The sequence below is a fragment of the Spirosoma liriopis genome, from assembly GCF_023196085.1.
Taxonomy (GTDB): domain Bacteria; phylum Bacteroidota; class Bacteroidia; order Cytophagales; family Spirosomataceae; genus Spirosoma; species Spirosoma oryzicola.
The window spans coordinates 1,709,897-1,727,266 of sequence record NZ_JALPRF010000001.1 but is presented as its reverse complement, the minus strand read 5'-3'; the positions used below and the strand labels follow the sequence as shown (position 1 = coordinate 1,727,266).

11 protein-coding genes are annotated in these 17,370 nt (G+C 49.8%); 3 read left to right on the top strand and 8 right to left on the bottom strand.

What is annotated here, in order from left to right; all coding sequences use genetic code 11:
- Window positions 1-100 precede the first annotated feature (100 nt).
- Together M0L20_RS07130 and M0L20_RS07125 are read left to right on the top strand one after the other, a co-directional pair.
- Window positions 101-3,136, top strand: coding sequence for a tetratricopeptide repeat protein (locus M0L20_RS07130; RefSeq protein ID WP_248476274.1), 3,036 nt, complete (start codon window positions 101-103; stop codon window positions 3,134-3,136).
- A gap of 39 nt (window positions 3,137-3,175) precedes the next feature.
- Window positions 3,176-3,898 (top strand): ABC transporter ATP-binding protein, encoded by a 723-nt coding sequence (locus M0L20_RS07125; RefSeq protein ID WP_232560163.1) that lies wholly within the window; start codon window positions 3,176-3,178, stop codon window positions 3,896-3,898.
- Between the two features lie 74 nt (window positions 3,899-3,972).
- On the opposite strand, the gene M0L20_RS07120 is transcribed toward M0L20_RS07125, so the two are convergent.
- The 8 genes from M0L20_RS07120 to M0L20_RS07085 all read right to left on the bottom strand — a co-directional run bounded on the left by M0L20_RS07120 (window position 3,973) and on the right by M0L20_RS07085 (window position 15,154).
- Window positions 3,973-4,998 (bottom strand): hemin-degrading factor, encoded by a 1,026-nt coding sequence (locus tag M0L20_RS07120; RefSeq protein WP_248476273.1) that lies wholly within the window; start codon window positions 4,996-4,998, stop codon window positions 3,973-3,975.
- Window positions 4,995-5,816, bottom strand: a complete 822-nt coding sequence (locus M0L20_RS07115; RefSeq protein WP_248476272.1) for a heme ABC transporter ATP-binding protein — start codon at window positions 5,814-5,816, stop codon at window positions 4,995-4,997. Before M0L20_RS07115 ends, M0L20_RS07120 begins: the two co-directional genes overlap by 4 nt.
- A gap of 12 nt (window positions 5,817-5,828) precedes the next feature.
- Window positions 5,829-6,929 (bottom strand): FecCD family ABC transporter permease, encoded by a 1,101-nt coding sequence (locus M0L20_RS07110; protein ID WP_248476271.1) that lies wholly within the window; start codon window positions 6,927-6,929, stop codon window positions 5,829-5,831.
- Window positions 6,930-6,933: 4 nt separating this feature from the next.
- The gene (locus tag M0L20_RS07105; RefSeq protein ID WP_232560159.1) at window positions 6,934-7,809 is read right to left on the bottom strand and encodes a heme/hemin ABC transporter substrate-binding protein; all 876 of its coding nucleotides are present in this window, start codon (window positions 7,807-7,809) and stop codon (window positions 6,934-6,936) included.
- Between the two features lie 121 nt (window positions 7,810-7,930).
- Window positions 7,931-9,310, bottom strand: a complete 1,380-nt coding sequence (locus tag M0L20_RS07100; RefSeq protein ID WP_248476270.1) for an HmuY family protein — start codon at window positions 9,308-9,310, stop codon at window positions 7,931-7,933.
- A 123-nt stretch (window positions 9,311-9,433) separates the two neighbouring features.
- On the bottom strand, window positions 9,434-11,734 hold the full coding sequence (locus M0L20_RS07095) for a TonB-dependent receptor (RefSeq protein WP_248476269.1): 2,301 nt from the start codon (window positions 11,732-11,734) through the stop codon (window positions 9,434-9,436).
- Window positions 11,735-12,074: 340 nt separating this feature from the next.
- Window positions 12,075-13,199: a Gfo/Idh/MocA family protein gene (locus M0L20_RS07090; RefSeq protein WP_232560156.1), complete on the bottom strand. Its 1,125-nt coding sequence runs from the start codon at window positions 13,197-13,199 to the stop codon at window positions 12,075-12,077.
- A 140-nt stretch (window positions 13,200-13,339) separates the two neighbouring features.
- The gene (locus M0L20_RS07085) at window positions 13,340-15,154 is read right to left on the bottom strand and encodes an acyl-CoA dehydrogenase FadE (RefSeq protein ID WP_248476268.1); all 1,815 of its coding nucleotides are present in this window, start codon (window positions 15,152-15,154) and stop codon (window positions 13,340-13,342) included.
- A 230-nt stretch (window positions 15,155-15,384) separates the two neighbouring features.
- On the opposite strand from M0L20_RS07085, the gene M0L20_RS07080 reads away from it, so the two are divergent.
- Window positions 15,385-17,367, top strand: coding sequence for a LysM peptidoglycan-binding domain-containing protein (locus M0L20_RS07080; RefSeq protein ID WP_248476267.1), 1,983 nt, complete (start codon window positions 15,385-15,387; stop codon window positions 17,365-17,367).
- Window positions 17,368-17,370 lie beyond the last annotated feature (3 nt).

Sequence of the window (17,370 nt, the reverse complement as noted above, 5' to 3'; positions counted from 1 at the left end):
GATGTTGCCAGCAAACCGGCTGCACAAGTAGGTCGTCGGCAGGTCGAACAACAAGCTCCCTATTTAGGCACTAACTAACTGTTACTGACGTTTCTGTTGCATGTCATCCTTATTTTTCTGGTCTGCGTGGGGCCGAACCCATCGATTTACGTATTTACTGAGTCTTTTTATTGTCATTTCTAGTCTGATTCTTTTCGTTGTTGCCTGGGCAAAAGGCTTGGGTAATGTCGTCAATTGGGATGTTCTAAGTGAGCTGAACGAGCTACCCGTTACGTTTCAAACCATTTCGGACGGTCTGCTCGAATACGCAGTGAATAGCAAAGCATACGCCGTATCGGAGCAGTTTGTCGCGTCGGGTATGCGAATTCGACCCAACGTGGCTACTGCGTTGCTGGTTGGCATAAGCGTGGCGTTCGTGCTGCTAATCAGCGCGATCTCGCGGTTTGATCGGGTGCGCTATTTGGTCAGTATGGCCGTCCTGATTCTTGGGCTGGCTTTCTTCCGCTGGGAAATGCTCGAAATACCGGGGCTGGGTGGCAACTACCTGTTTCTGATTTTAACTTTCCTCTTTGGGTCGGTGAGTTATTACTTCCACGCCTTTCGACCCGATTATTCGATTGGTGTGCGATTTGGCGTTTTTGCGCTGCTGACAATACTCGCAGGAGTTGCGCTTGGCTCGTTATCGCCCGTTGCGTTTCCAGCCATGATCATTGTTAGTTACGGAATGCCCGTACTGCTGGTATTCAGCATTGGCTTTATTTTCTTTATTGCCGCCGAAATCATTGCCGGACTGGTTTGGGTTACGTCGGTAGACAGGGCCGAGGAGGGGAGTGCTCAGGCGGGTCAACGGCGGACATTGGGTTTCAATAACTTCCTGTTCGCCAGCATATTGTACCTGGTTAACCTAGTGCTCATCTGGCTCAAAAATACCAAGTCCATTGATTGGGACGTGTTAGCGATCAGCCCGTTTGCACTTTATCTGATTTCGGTCACGCTGGGTGTTTGGGGCTTTCGTCGGTTGATCGAGCAGCAGGAAGCGGTATCGTTCCGGGACTCTGGTGCGTATCTGTACACAGGTCTGGCTTTGCTCGCCACGCTCACGATGGCCTATGCCTTCGCCACCGCCAACGATCCGCTGGTTGAGATGTTTGAAGATGCGATTGTGTATACCCACCTGGCAATGGGGTTGTGCTTTGTCGCCTATGTTGTTATCAACTTCTTGCCTATCTACCAGCAGAACCTACCCGTTTATCGGGTTCTCTACAAACCCAGACGGCTCGAACTGAGTCTGTTTCGGATTGTTGGTTTCGTCGTTGTAGTTGTATTGGTAGCCTACGGTGGATTGATTTCTTTCCGGCAGGGTGTAGCTGGTTATTACAACGGACTCGGTGACTACTACGTAACCCGTAATGAACCGACCTCGGCGAACGCATTTTACAATCTGGCGCTTGAACAGGAGTTTCAAAACCATAAGTCCAATTACTCGCTGGCGTCGCTGGCTTTGTCGCAGAACAACCAGACCGCAGCGGCCTTTTACTTTCAGCAGGCTTTGCTGAAACAGCCTAATCCGCAGGACTACGCTGGGTTGAGTCAGACGTATCTGCAAACCGATCTGTTTTTCGAAGCGGTTAAAACGCTGCAACGTGGCCTTCGCGCTTTCCCGAACAGTGGCGAATTGCAGAATAATCTGGGCTATCTGTACGCCCGGACAAGCGTGGCCGACTCAGCCTATTACTACCTGAAGGCAGCAACGGGAAACGTTTCCCGCGATGAAGTGCCCGAGTCAAACTTACTGGCTTTCTACGCCCGTAATGCAAACGTGCTGACCGCTGATTCCAGTTTAGCTACCAACACGACCAAATCTACCTACGAGTCATATCAGGCCAACGCATTGGTACTTCGAATGGTGGCTCAGTCCCAACTAAAGCGGGCCGATACGACCCAACCCGTTAAACCTGCCTGGCTACGTGATGTTGCTGTTGATCAGGGGCTGAGTGTGGGACGTTTTGCAAGTCTGTACAATTACGCACTGACGAATCAACAGCCGGATACGAGTATTGCCCGAACAATTCAAGAATTATCGGTGGCTCCCGTCAATCAGGACTTTACGGATGATTTGTTGTTGGCGCGAGCCGTCGTTGATTACAACCGGCATGATCAGTTAGAGGCCTTTGGGTTGCTCGATCAGTTGGCAGAAGGTGACCAGCAAAACGGAGCAAGCTACCGTTCGATGGCGGGTTTGTGGCTTCTTGATCAGGGGTTGTACCGACGTGCCGCTGAAACCTTTAAGTATAACTCGGATACAACGTCGATCTATTACCGGGCTGTAGCGCTGACCAAAGCGAATGAACTGGCATTGGCACAGTCGTTCTGGGAAACGGCCTCTAAGAACGATCCAGCGGTTGCTTCGCTGAAACAGGTCTTGTACCGGGAACGGAAACCGACGTCCGATTTTGAAAAAGCCTTCTACGCGACTTATCGCCTGGATGATCCGAACCGGGGTGCCTATTGGGAAACTATTCAGGAGCCGAGTCTGAAAACGGTGGCGGGTGTAGCGCTGGCAAACGATTACCTTGACCAGCTACAGTGGCGCAATGCACAATTGATCTTATCTGGCTTACCCGATTCTAAGCAGCTAAGCCCGGTAGCGGTATCGGTGCGTACGATTGCGGCTCTGCGTTTGTCGGCTTTTCGGCGGAGCGTAGGGTCGGCGGAGACGATGGCGGGCAAACCGATTCTGCCGCGTTATCAGGCGGAGGAACAGTACTGGCTTGGGCAAACCTACGAGCGGACGCGTCAGGTGGATAAAGCGCAGCAGGCTTACCGGAAAGCGCTGCAATTAGCCCCGTTAAATCCGCAAATCGTTTCGGCAGCCGCTCAGCTCGAAAGAAGCCAAAAGCAGTCCAAAACGGCGTATGATTTTGTGGTAAAAGCGTTACCTTACAACGAAGACAGTCCCGAACTCCTTAAGACGTACGTCAATCTCAGCCTCGATCTGAGCCTGTTCGATTATGCCGAAGATGGTCTGGCGAAATTGCAACTCGCGACAACGCCTGCCGATTATCAGGCGTTTCTGACAACCTATCAGGAAAAAATAGCGTCAATCGAAAACAGTCGTCAAAAATTCCTGCAATAAAGTAGCTTTGTTTATTAACCTAAGTCAGCAGACACCGATATGAACATCATTGAAACGCATAGTATCGCCAAACGCTATGTCATGGGCACCGAAGTCGTAGACGCGCTCAAGTCCATTACAATCAGCATCAAAAAAGGCGAATATGTTGCCTTCATGGGACCGTCGGGTTCGGGAAAATCAACGCTGATGAACATTGTCGGTTGTCTGGATTCGCCAACGTCGGGTCAATACATTCTGAACAATCAGGATGTGAGTAGCATGGGCGAGAACGAATTAGCCGAAGTGCGGAACAAAGAAATTGGCTTCGTATTTCAAACGTTTAATTTATTACCCCGTCAGACTTCGCTCGAAAATGTAGCCTTACCGCTTATCTACGCGGGGTACAACAAAGCCGACCGGACGGAGAAAGCCATGCAGGCGCTCAAAAACGTTGGTCTGGAAAAACGGGCTGGGCACCGACCCAACGAGCTATCGGGAGGACAGCGTCAGCGGGTAGCCGTAGCTCGGGCGCTGGTCAATGATCCGAGTATTCTGCTCGCCGACGAACCGACCGGGAACCTGGATACCAAGACCTCGTACGAAATTATGGACCTTTTCGACCAGATCCATAGCAAAGGCAACACGGTAATTATGGTTACTCACGAAGAAGATATTGCCGAGTATGCCCATCGAATCATCCGGCTTCGCGATGGTCTGATTGAAACCGACCGGGTGAATACAAACATCCGCAAGGCGCAGACCTTGATGCAATCATTAGGATAAACAGCCTTATAGCGACAAAGAAAGGGAAGCCCTGCGCAGGGCTTCCCTTTCTTTTCTGGGATCTTTGCCGGTAGTTAAGCAGCAACAACTTCGTTGACTACATCTTGCCACTCTTTCATTTCGGGGATGCCGGGTTTCCGTTTTCCAAACACCAGCGCAATGCTGTTGCCGTCCTTGTCGAACAAATCCAGGCCCGTGACAATACCGTCTTTGGTTGGTTTTCGGGTAACCCAGATGCTGTGTACCTGATCGGCACGCAGGTGCATATTAAATTCAGGGTCAAGCACATTGTACCAAGGACCCATGCTGACCAGCTTCTTAACCGGCCCGGTATGAATTTGGATACAGCCTACGCTCGACGCGAAGATCATAATCGGCAGTTCTCGTTGCGCTACCGTTTCGAATATTTTTATCAGCTGATCAACGGTAATTTGCTGAGAATGACCTTCCGGGGCCAGACTGATGCCTTGCTCACGGCCAAGCTTGTATTTGCGTAACAGACCGAAGAATTCGTGCGTGTCCTGCATCGCCAGCCAGCTAGCCTGGAAGCCCTGAACATCGATGTCTTCGTTCGTTATCTCAGCTGCTTTCTCAGGATAGGGTATCGTAACGATGGGAGTTGTCTGGTCGGCAGCGTGGTATTTTTGTACTAGAGCCTCGTAAGCGGCTTCATTCGATTTATCCGTCAGGTAGATTTTGTGAACGGCTGTGCCATCCTGATCAAAAAACTGAAGGCTTTTGCGACTGTTTTCATCCACGGCAAAACCGAAGTGCCAGCGCGACATGAACAACCGCAAGTCAATGTCCGGTCCAAGAACTAGGCCGGTATGCTCGTTAAACGATACTTTTTCGTAGATACCCTTGCGTTCGTGCACAATGCTATCGTTGCGCGTCAAGGCCATCACGTAACCCAGCGTTGGGATTTCTTTCAACAGATCACGGAAGTCACCATCCAGCCGTTGAACGGTTTCGCCGATCTGTGTAGCCAGCAGTTCGGCTTCGCTGACGCCCAGTTCTTTGGCTGCGTCGCGAATTCTTGTTTTTGGGTTTTGTTCCTTGAAAGCAGCCCAGCGTTCTTTAAGACTTTGTGTTGTCGTCATCGGGTATGTACAGTTTGAGTTGGTCGTTGATTAGCAGAAAATTGATTGTAGTGCGGAACAATCATCGGACAGTCCAGTTCAGGGTGTTCAATGAGCCACACGTTTAAATTGAAAGCGCGCAGGATATTTTCGGAAGTAATCACCGCGCGTGGCGGACCAGCCGCTTCTATTTGTCCTTTCCGCAGCATGATGATCTGGTCAGCGTATTGAGCGGCCAGGTTCAGATCGTGCAGAATTACAACGACGCAGAAGCCTTTCTGGGTAAACTCACGCGCTACTTCGAGCAGCTGTTGCTGATGCAGTAGATCCAGGCCGGTGGTAGGTTCGTCCAAAAACAGAATGCCCTGCGGAACGTCCCAGATCTGAGCCAGTACACGAGCAAGTTGGACGCGCTGCTGCTCACCACCCGACAAGGTCGTGAATACGCGATTAGCGAAATCCCACATGCCCACTTTCTTGAGCGCCATCTCGGCAATAGAATAATCCTGCTCGGCGGGGTGGAAATCAAAGTGAGGGTACCGGCCCATCAGGACCAACTCGCTGACCAGGAACGGAAAACTAACCGCGTTTTGCTGCGGCAATACCGCACGAACTAAGGATAATTCCTTTTCCGAATACGCATTGATGTTGTTTTCACGCAGCTTGATTTCGCCTTCTGTGGCATTTAGTTCGCGGGTGCATAACTTGAGCAACGTCGATTTTCCCGCGCCATTAGCACCAACAACTGCCAGTAATTCACCGGAATTGGCCCGAAAAGAAACCTCATCGAGTAGTTGCCGGTTTCGAATGCGATAAGACAGGTTTTTGACTTCTAACATAGCAGTACGATTTTAGGCGACTGTCCGGCGCTTTTCCCGAAACAAAATCCACAGAAAAACCGGTGTTCCGATGAGGGCTGTAAGAATACCAATCGGAAGCTCAGCAGGCGCTACCAGTGTTCGGGCGAGGGTATCGGCCAGCGTGAGTACAATGGATCCACCCAAAGCCGATCCGACCAATACGCGACGGTGGTCAGAACCGGCACCCATCCGAATCAGGTGCGGAATAACCAGCCCCACAAAGCCGATAACACCCGCAACGGCAACGGACGTACCCACAGCCATCGTCGAGAAAATAATAATCTGACGCTTGGTAACCGTTAAGTTGACGCCCAGCATACTCGCCTGACTTTCTCCGAGCGCAAGCAGATTCAGCGATTTTGCTAAGCGCGGAATACCTACCAGAGCAATTATTGTAAACGGCAGAATGGCGAGTACCGAAGTCCAACTGGCACCGCCTAAGCTTCCCAGGCTCCAGAACGTGATGTTGCGAAGCTGTTCATCCGTAGCCAGATACGTCATAATACCAGTCAGTGCGCCGGACAAGGCGTTGATAGCAATGCCCGTAAGCAGCATGGTTGTGATTACGTCTCTCCCCGCTACTCGGGCGATGCGGTACACCAGAAAAGCAGTAGCGCAAGCTCCAAAAAAAGCCACCACCGATAAGGCGTACATGCCTAACATACCCGTCAGCGTCTGGAAAAATTTGGCTTCCAGCACAATCATCATCACCGCTGCCAAAGACGCCCCGGACGAAATCCCAATCAGGCCGGGATCGGCAAGCGGATTCCGAAACAAGCCCTGAATAGCAGCTCCCGAAATGGCCAGACCGGCTCCAATAAGTACGGCCAGACACACCCGTGGCAGACGGATTGCCAGCAATATGGCTTCTTTGGTACTGTCAACCTCCGCTGAATAACCGAATGTCTTGCTTATGATCAGCCCGATTTCGTAAGGAGATACCCGCACGGCACCAACACCAACCGCCAGCACAATTGTCGCTACCAACGCGACGGCCAAAGTCGGCATCAACCACGGATTGACGGTGGTTCGAAAGGCCGATTTTGCGGTTGAGCGAGCGGTAGAGGGAGGATTTATTGTTGCCGTTGTCATCGATCTAGGCTTTAGGCTTTTGGGCGATTTTCTGGGCTAGTTCCTGAAGGGCTTTTCCCAAACGAGGAGAGAACCCAGTCAGTAAATGACCGTCCATTTCAATAATCCGGCTATTTTTTCCGGCGTTGGTTTGGGCTACACCCTGAACTTTTAGTAAACCCGCCGTACCGCCCAGACTTTCCAGACCGCTGTCGAACAGCAGAATCACATCAGGATTGGCCGTTACCAAAGCTTCAGCCGTCAGCGGTTTATAATTGTCAAAGTCAGGCGTTGCATTGACGCCACCCGCCAGCTCAATCATTTTATCGACCTGCGTTCCCCGACCTGATACCATCATCGTACCAGTACCCCGTGCGTAGATAAACAATACTTTGGGGCTATTGGTCGCTTTCTTAACCTGGGCTACATCGGTATCCAGCTTCTTGATCAGTGGTTTGGCTTTCGAACCAACCTGACAGGTTGTGGCTACATCCTGAATCAGTTTTTTCGCGCCTGCAACGCTGTATTCCTGCTGAAAGGAAATCACTTTGATACCCGCCGATTTGATTTGTTCAATCACTTCGGGTTTGGTACCAGCATTCTGAGTCGTTAGCACTAATGTGGGTTTGAGGGAAATAACTCCTTCGGCTGAGATTGTGCGGTTGTGGCCTACTTTGGGTAGCTTTTGCAAAGACTCCGGGTATGTACTCGTTACATCGACACCGATCAGGTGTGATTGTAGCCCTAAGTCGCAAAGAATTTCGCTGACAGTACCGTCCAGCGAAACAATACGAACCGGCTCATCTTTCGACGGCTTGGTTGCGTAAACGATATGGGCGCTACTGAATAGGCCCAGCACAAAACAGGTAAGCCAGGTAACGAAAACGGATGACTTTTTCATGGCGATTTTAGTTAATAAGCTAGTGCTGTCAGTTTCGGGGAGCTAACACCACTTCGGTAAAATGCTGTATTGTGCTGTCAGTTTTAAGAAACTGACAGCACAATACAGCACGGATTGACTTTTATACTTTCTTAACCAGCTTGTATTCGAGCTTGGGTTTACCGCGTTCACCGCCATCCTGCGTTGTGAAGCTGACAAACTTGACTTTGTACACGTTACCAGCGGCATCTTTTACGACGTAGAACCGGTCGGTTTTGACACCAACTGTACCTGTCGTAGCCCGCCAGTTGGCTCCGATTACCGAACGGTCGCTCTTGAAGGTCGTTGTGGCAATATTGCTTTCGGCGTAGGCGTCATACGAAACCGTACTGGTTGTCACTTCAGCCGCTGTTACACCGCCTAGTGTGTTAATCAATACCTGATCCGAGAAATAGTAGGGAATGTCATTGGTGCCATCGCTGGTTTTGTACATAGCTCCCGTCCAGACGATATCCCAGCGCGCTTTAGCGGGTTCTACATCAACCAGAGCACCCGAATCGAACGATACGTAGCGGAAGTTATACGCGTTGTCTTTCGGAATCGACACAGTCTTGAAAGTAGCCTCTTTGATACCCGCGTACTGGAGGGTGTAGCCGGTAGTACCATTGCGCAATACTCTGATTTTTACCCAGCCTTTAGCGGGTGTTGCTCCGCTCGTACCCCGATTGATAATGTATACTTTATTATCGGCATCAGTCGCGGAAATCGCCGGGATGACCGTTTTAGTGAGGTCACCTGTTACGTCGTCTACTAATTTCAATCCCGATGGATCAAAGCCCAACGTAAGGGATAAGCCGACCGTATCAGCCGCAGTAACTTGGGTTAAATCGTTTTTCGCCAAAGCAATCGCACTGGCTCCGGTCATGTTGTTGAGTATAACCCGGAAATCGGTACCCGAATAAAAGCCCAGATCCCAGCTCGCCCGTTTCGCGGCATTCTGAGCATTATTGCTCAAATCGACGAATACGGCATTGACGGCGCTGGCGCCACCTGTACCGCCGTCGAGCGTTAGATTCGTGCCGGATGACACAATCGAGGTGAACTTAACGGTCTGTTTGTTAGTCGTTCCAACCAGAACCGGGCTACCCGCCGACCCAATGGTAAAGCCAATCGTTTCGGCTCCGTTCAGGAAGAGGTTATCGGCTTTAGTCAGCTTGAAGGATGTTTCGCTGCTACCTGCTGGAACGGTCAGCGATAACGTGTTGCTCGTTGTTGCTGGGGTTGTGGTAAACTGCGTTCCGTACGTGATACCGGTAGGAGCGACCTGGATGGTTATAGGCGTAGCGGCATCGACGGCACGTGATAGCTTTAGCTTGATCGTGGATTCTTTGGTGGCCGCATCCATACCCTGTTCGGCACTTTCGAACTGAACAACGTTATCCGGCAACGGCGGGTCGCTTTCTTTACAGGCGTTCAACGTGCTTACAGCGGCAAAAAGCAGGAAGGCAAATACTTTTTTCATAGAATTTGGGATTTTGAGAAACCGCTTTGACCACCGAAGTGTCGGACCACCGAAGTGTCGGACTGTCGAAGCGGAAGTTTCGATTGGAATTGAGGATTGAGTCGTTGAAAGAGAGTAGGGTTATTAGTTTTTGTACCACTGGAAGCTAAGCCCCAGAAAATAAGAACGTCCGTAACTAAGCGGTACCGGTCCTGCCGAACTATGAGCACTACCCGTATCGGTTGATGTGTTGGCCAGCCGGGTGATATTGAACAGGTTCTTAGCGCCTGCGGTAAGGGTCAGATACTTGGCGATTGGCTTTGTCAATGTGATGTCCGCCCAGTGGAATGGCGCTATTTCAGTTAGCGTTGCTGATACCTGATTATCCGCCGTTACAGTAGTCTGATAGCTTGGCCGTCTGCCGGAGTATTTATAGAAAAGGCTGACCTTGGTGTCAAGCGTTGGTAGCGTATACGTAAGGTTCGTATTTACTTCCGGCGACCACATAAACGAGGGTAAGCCGCCTGCGTAGTTTGTGGTGTCCGTTGCCGTCAGCAAGTTATTATAGCGACCAATGTAGGAGAAGCCAACCGTTGCCTGAAGCGCTTTCCAGGTAAAGACATTTTCCAGCGTTACCCCGGTCGTTTTAAACTTGTCGATGTTGATATTCATCGAAACGCGCGGGTCGCTTGGGTCAATTCCGTAGCTGATCAGGTTATTGAAAACGTTATAGAAACCGCCAAGCGTCGATTTAAACTGACGACCTGCCTGCCACACCAGCGATCCATTGATACTATTCGAGGTTTCCGCTTTCAAATTCGGATTGCCGCGAATGGAGTGACTGGCATCGAAAAAGTTGAAATACAGTTCGCGCAGGGCGGGTGAGCGAAAACCCCGTGCGTACGCTAAGCGTAAATCCAGTCGGGGAGAAAGCGCAAATTTGGCGTTCAGGGAAGGAATAGCCGGTGGTGCGTTGTAGACTGAGTTTTTGATGAAGCGCAAACCCGGACGGATGCTAACCTTTGCGGTTGGATTGATTGTCGAAGAGACAAAAAAAGCGTAGTCATTGATGGTGGGTGATCCTGCAATTCTCGCTCCGGAACTGCCATCCAGATTGATATCGACGCCGGGTTGTAAAGAAACTGCCGACGAAACTTTGTACGAAGCTGTAGCGCGGTAGGTCTGGCTGGTGAAAATAGACACGTCCTGTTCGCCTTCGCCCAGCGAAAGCGTGCGTCGGCCTGTACTCAGATCCAGCATTGTTGTCTGGGTCCGGCGTTGATAGTCCGTGTAAGACGCTTGTCCATTGAGTTGCAAACGTTCGCTCAATTTCCAGTCGCCCTGTACTTGATGAACGTAACGGTGGGTAATGTATCGCTGGTCGCGGGCCTGACGCGTGTTGACATTCTCAATACCCTGGCTTAGTAAGTCCTCTTTCAGCGCATCCAGCCGGTAATACACAATCAGGTTTTCGTTGCGATAGCCGATTTTGCCATGCCCAAATAATTGGTCTTTAGGAAGCCAGTCTTTAGCGCGCCCAGTGGCTTGTCCCTGCCAGCCGCCGAAGGTATTGTTCGTAGCTCCAGCCGATACGTTCCAGCCTTTCTTCTGCCACGTAACATTCGCTGTCTGGAGGTGTAAGCCTTGGTTAGCGAAGGGGCTGTACTCGTTACCAACGGTTTCTTCCTGAACGCGAGCGTTGATGCCAAGCCGTTCGTTGCCCGGTTTTTTGGTAATGATATTGATAACCCCCGCCAGCGCATCCGAACCGTACGAAACCGACATCGGGCCTTCTACAATCTCAATCCGCTCGATTGAATTAATATCGATCTGGTTTAAGCTCTCGCGAGTGTCGCCCCGGTCTACCATTGGTAAGCCATCCAGTAGAATCTTTACGTTTCGGCCCGACATACCCATCAGCTGAATATCGGTTGTACCTAGCATAAGGTCGTTCGAAAAGCGAAACCCTAACTCATTGTTCAGGACGCCAATCACGTTGACGGCCCCCCGTAAACGAATGCGTTCACTGTTGATTACCCGTACCTGATAGACCGATTTTTTCATCGATTGAGGCTCGTATTGCCCTGTTACAACCACTTCGTCCAGTTGATTCTGAGCGGCTTTAAGGCGGATTATGACGGTGCTAGACTTATTATTTTCCATGTCGACGGTCTGTCTGGTCGGTTCGTAGCCGACCATCGAGATTTGTAATTCGTACCGGCCCGAAGCTAAGTCGTCTAGTGTAAAATGGCCGTTGTTATCCGCCGTAGTGGCCCGTTTGAGCGACTTGATCTGTACCGTAGCAGCACTTCCAGGCGTACCATCGGCTAAGAGGATTGTTCCTTCGATACGGCTAGCGGGTTGCTGGGCACGAACCAGGGTAGGCAAAGTCAGTACCAGCAGCGTTACGATCATTGATAGACAGTGGGTATACGTATATCTCATAAGGGACGCTGGTTCGTTTGTACTGCTAGGAAGGTTTAACTTGTTTATTTGTGCGCTACGTTGACGTAATCAATTGATAATCAATAAGTCTGTTGATGAAGTACTATGTCGAATCTCCGAAGAAGAAAAGTCTTTCGGAAGAGATTTTATTAAGACTTATTATAAATAGACTGCAAAAGTAAGCGCCCTGTTGTATGAAGCAAGAATTATTTAGAATTTGTCTTAATAAATTTAATGAACGGTAACCACTAGCAAGTGAGGGCAGGAGATTCGGGATAGGCAAAAAAAATAGTCCCGTTGATCGGGACTATTGTAGAACTGGGGTATCTGAATGGTTACGTTAAGATTTCAAGCTAATTTTTCGGCCCGTTTCGGCAGCCTGGTAAATAGCCTGCAACAGTCGAACGTCGCGTAGGCCTTCCTCGCCCGTGATATGATCAGGCAGTTTTTTGCCGTCCAGCAGATCTTTACATACACCGTCCATGTGCATGGCCTGGTGGTTTACAACGGGTTGCTCAATCGGTCCTTTGCTGGTGCGCCCTTTAAGCGGGCCATAACCGAAAGCGGGTGCTAATTCAAACCAGCCTTTCTCGCAGGAAGCATACAGCCGTTCAATGCCCGCTGTATAGCTCGTAGTCGAGTTGGAGACGGCTCCGCTCGGAAACTGGAACTGCCAGAACATCGTCTCTTCTACATCTTTAAATTTATCCGGCTCCGTTTTTGGGGAGAACTGCGCCGTGACAGAAATGGGCTCTTCGCCGGTTACGTAACGAGCACCCTGTACGGCGTAAATACCAACGTCCATCAGTGGTCCACCGCCCGCCATGCTTTTTTTCATGCGCCACTGCGTCGGATCGCCGATGCGGAAGCCATCACTGCTTTCGACAAATTTGATTGGGCCGAAAACCTTTTCCTGACCGAGCCGCATTACCTCCTTCGTGAATGGTTCGTAGTGAAGCCGGTAGCCAATAGCCAACTGCTTGTTGGCCTTTTTGCAGGCGTCAATCATATTCTGACAAGCTTTAGGAGTAATGGCCATCGGCTTTTCACAAATGACGTGTTTGCCTGCCTGAGCCGCACGAATCACAAATTCTTCATGCATCGAATTGGGCGTAACGACGTAAACAACATCGATATCCTTGTTATCGGCAATCCGGTCGAAGTTTTTGTAGTCATAAACGTTGGCCTTCGGGATGTTATACTTCTGCATCCACTCTTCTGCTTTCGAAGGCGTTCCCGTTACGATTCCTGCCAGACGGCAATTTTGGGTTTGCTGTAGAGCAGGAGCCAGCTGATTCTTACTATAGCTTCCTAAACCAAGTAAAGCAATCCCCAGCTTCCGTCCCTGATTAGGCGAATCGATTTGAATGGGATTGCCGAATACATCGGTCAGAGTTGGCATCGTGAGAGCCGATGCGCCAAGGCCTGCCAGAAAATTTCTGCGCGAAAGTGAGTTTAATAGCATAGATGAGCCGATTTTGTATAACTCGTTCCGAAAAGACGCCAGGCGAGTTTATCTACCTAATGCAAAAAAAGCCACCCTTGTTTACAAAGGTGGCTTTTTACAAGCGACTGTTCCGCGTTTCGGTGACCTGACTCGACGACCTAGAAAATATACTTGTTTTCGGCAATCATCGCATCGGCAATCTGACGACGTGCGTCTTTCAGATTCATCGGGTCTATCTTAGTAAACCGTTTCAATCCCATCAGCATACCACGAAGTTCGTCGCCTTCGGCAAACGAGGTGATTGCTGCACGGCCCGCATTGTTAACTTTTTCAACGGCTTCGTGTAAATAAATCAGTGCCATCTGTTTTTGCAGCGCAACTGACTCTTCACCCTTCATGCCGATCAGCTTTTCAACGCGTAGCAATACCGATTCGGCAATGTAAATTTCAATAACCATATCGGCAATGTTCATCAGAATTTCCTGCTCGTTGGAGAGGGTCATCATGAACTTCTGCACGGCGGCTCCGGCTACCATCAGCGCGGCTTTCTTGAGGTTGCGCAAGGCTTTCTTCTCGGCGATGAAAATGCCTTCTTCCTCTTCCGTGTTGAAATCCGGAATAGACATGATCTCTTTAGCGACGGCCATTGCAGGACCCATCAGGTCCAGTTCACCTTTCATCGCCCGCTTCAAAAGCATATCGACAACCAGCATTCGGTTGATCTCATTTGTGCCCTCAAAAATCCGATTGATGCGGGCATCCCGGTAAGCACGATCCATGGGCGCATCAGCAGAATAACCCATGCCGCCGTACACCTGAACGCCTTCGTCAACGACATAATCCAGCACTTCGGAACCGTGTACTTTCATGATGGCACATTCGATGGCAAACTGCTCCAGCGCTTTCAGCTTAGCCGGACCGTCTTCCATACCCTGGCTTTTCAGATCCTCGATCAGTTCGTCGATGTTCTGCCCCGCCCGGTAGCTCGCGGTTTCGGAAGCGTACACCTTGAGTGCCATTTCGGCCAACTTGTGCTTGATCGCACCAAACTGCGAAATTGGCGTTTTGAATTGCTTCCGCTCGTTTGAGTAGCGAATGGCGTTGTTGATTACTTCTTTTGAGCCGCCAACCGCTGCAATACCCAATTTGATCCGGCCGATGTTCAGAATATTAACGGCGATTTTGAAACCGTTACCCCGCTCCGACAGTAAGTTCTCAACGGGTACTTTTACGTCGTTGAAGAAAATCTGGCGGGTGTCGGAGCCTTTGATGCCCATCTTATGTTCCGGCTCATTCATCGTGATGCCGTCGAAGGTGCGATCCACGATGAAAGCGGACAAGTTTTTGTCCGGCTGCCCATTCTCGTCATATACTTTGGCAAACACGATGTACACGTCCGCGAAACCGCCGTTGGTGATCCACATTTTTTGGCCGTTCAACACGTAGAACTGACCATCTTCGCTTAGCGTGACTTTGGTCTTTCCTGAGTTGGCGTCGGAGCCGGAGTCCGGTTCGGTAAGGCAGTAAGCCGCTTTCCATTCACCGGTAGCCAGCTTTGGTAAGTATTTCGATTTTTGTTCGTCGTTGCCGTAATAAACAATCGGTAGCGTTCCGATACCGGTATGAGCCGATAAGGCTACCGAAAAGGAGTGGCCCGCTCCGGTTACTTCAGCGACCAGCATGGAGGTATTGAAATTCATGCCGAATCCGCCAAACTCTTCGGGGACCGATGTACCTAACAGGCCCAGTTCACCCGCTTTGTCCATCAGCGATGAAATCAGCTCAGGTGCCTTGGCGTTATCAATTTCGTTTAACCGCGGCCAGATTTCACGTTCCAGAAATTCACGGCTACTAGCGGCAATCATTTGCTGCTCTTCGGTAAATTCTTCGGGAATAAAAACGTGAGTCGCGTCAGTTTCTTTAATTAGAAACTCACCACCTTTGATGGAGGCTTTGGGTTCCGTCGAAATCATCTTGAAAGGGTTTTGTTATGCGTGCATACTAATCACTAGACAAAGAAACGAATTTTGTAAATAGTATGCAAGCATACTAACGGTAAAAAACAAAGGTCAAACTGCCCACTTACTAGAAAAATTTTCAGCATAAATTAAAAAATAGTACCTATGATCTTATAGGCTTACATGCTGTGCTTTTACTTTGTAAACTATATTCGGGGAATTATTACAACAGAATGTTATTAAGAATGGGATTTATATCGTTTTATCCGTCAATTGTTTCAAATGGCCTTAAGACGTTTGTCCATTTATTGCTTTCTGCTGCGTGTGTAATCCTTTCTGCTTCGTTTACCGTTGGGCAATCGCTACCGGAAGTGCCCTTCGATATTGAATTTGCCGGCGTTTCGGTTCACCTAACTCAGCCGAGCCGGTTACAGGTGCAGCAGGAAGTACGTTCGATGTACGCAAATCGAGGCCAGATTCAGGCGGAGATGAGTACGCTTCAGCAGTTGACTACGCTTATAAAACCTCTTTTCAAAGAAGCGGATATTCCCGACGATTTTCGCTATGCTGCCTTGCCCTTCACCGATATTGATTCGCTGGGTTTTTGGGGAATAACGTCAGCGCAGGCTAAAGACCTTAAGCTTCGCATCGACAATACGGTCGATGAGCGCTATCATCCCGTCTTAAGTACGGAAGCAGTGCTCGCTAACTTGGCCCGTCTGCAAAAAACGCAGGGTAACTACGTCCTGTCTCTCATACAGTATCTCAAAGGCGAAAGAAGACCGGCTGCTCCTAGCCGGATCGATCCAACCTATCTTCTGGTTTCTCCGCAGAGTCCGCCGTTGCTTTGGAAAATTCTGGCTCGAAAACTCGTTTTCGATTATGAGCAACCTACCTATCACCCGACGAATACGTATGTTTTGTTTGAGTACCAGGATGGGGAGGGAAAAACGCTTCGAACGATTGCGGAGCGTTTGCGGGTTCCTGTAGAACGAATCGATCCGCTGAACAGATGGCTTAAAACGGCGGCTATCCCAACTGACAAAGAGTATAGTGTGCTGATTCAGGTAACACCCGATGAGTTTTCGGCAGTTCGGGCGGTGGCCGAGTCAGGCCGGGGACGGCAGGTTGACGTTGGTTTTCCGATACTGGTCAAGCAGGATGAACAAGGTGAAGGACTGCGATCACTGGCTATTTTCTACACGATCAACGATCGTAGGGGAGTTCAGGCACAAAATTGTGACAATTTTATTACATTGGCTTTCTACGGAAATGTTACCGTTAACGCATTCCTGAAGTATAATGATCTTGGTGTAAAAGATGTTGCCCGGCCCGGTGAAATCTATTACCTCGAACGAAAAGCGAAACGAGCCAAAGTGCCCTATCACGTCGTGCAAAAAAATCAGACCTTACGTGAAGTGTCGAATATGTACGGCGTCCGGTTGAGTTCGTTGCTAAAATTCAATCACCTTACGTCTACGCAACGGATTCAGATTGGGCGCGTATTATGGCTACAAAACAAACGTCCGGCAGATAGACCCGCAGAGTACCGCCAGCTTCCGGTAGATGAACAGTATATTAATCATCCGGATGATCCCGTTGTCGTGGAGAAGCCCGCACCGACACCCCGCTCGGTCGATACCGTTCAGAATATTACTCGCCAAAGTGAATCTGTCGCTCAATCCAATGTGAAACCGTCGGTTGCTAATCCGCCCGTGACTAGTGATACCGCTGCTCAGATCCTGGATGAAGACTTAACAGCCATTGATGACTCGCTGGCCAAGGTAGAAGTACCCCTGGAGGAAATGCCAGGTACAATAAAGCTTCACGTTGTAACCGCTGGCCAGACCTACTTTACCGTCGCTCGTCTGTATGGCGTTAAGGTTAGCCAGCTTTGTGCATGGAATAACCTTTCTCTACGAACACCGCTTAAGGCGGGGCAAGAACTTATTGTCGATGTAAGCGAAAAAGAGCGTCCGAAGGCAGTTAAGCCAGTGGCAAAAAAACAGCCGAAGCGCGACAATCTGGTCAATTTGTACGTTGTTTCGCCCGAAAGAGCGATACCTGTCAGACCGCTCAAGCCAGATACGTACCACATCGTACAGCCCGGTCAAACTCTATACCGGGTTAGCGTTATCAACAAGGTGAGCGTTGACGATCTAAAGCGTTGGAACAACCTAGTCAATAATATTATCGAAGTTGGTCAAAAGCTACTGATTCGAAAATAAAAC